This is a genomic window from Mycoplasma sp. 1890, from assembly GCF_053851615.1.
The window spans coordinates 1-508 of the sequence record NZ_JBSQAZ010000023.1; the positions used below are offsets into that span (position 1 = coordinate 1).

1 protein-coding gene is annotated in these 508 nt (G+C 31.7%); it reads left to right on the forward strand.

Annotated elements, in window-relative coordinates; genetic code table 4:
• On the forward strand, positions 1-471 hold a 471-nt coding region (locus ACWXVO_RS03160; protein ID WP_456002588.1), incomplete at its 5' end, for an IS3 family transposase.
• Between the last annotated feature and the right edge of the window lie 37 nt (positions 472-508).

Consider the following 508-nt stretch of genomic DNA (forward strand, 5'->3'; position numbering starts at 1 on the left):
GTATCACAATTTAACTTCTCATGGGGTAAATGTTACTTGTCCCCTATATTAGATATGCATACAAATGAAGTTGTGTCATATAACTTAGCATTACATCCAAACTTAGAACAGGTGAAGAGAATGTTGGACAATGCATTTGATAAGTTCTCAAATGTAGAAGGCTTAATATTTCACTCTGATCAAGGGTGACAGTATCAACATGCTTATTATAGAAACAGATTAAAAGAAAAGGGGATTATTCAATCAATGTCTAGAAAGGGAAACTGTTATGACAATTGTATTATGGAGACTTTCTTTGGCAGAATGAAAAATGAGATGTATTATGGTTTTGAAAAAGACTTTGAATCTTTCCAATCTTTTTCAAAAGCTGTAGATGAATATATGGATTATTATAACAATAAAAGAATTCAGGCAAAAACAAAATGGATGCCACCTGTAAAATACAGGAAAACATCCATTTGTGTTGCCTAGTTAATAAATATGTGTCCAGGATTCTGGGTACATATCA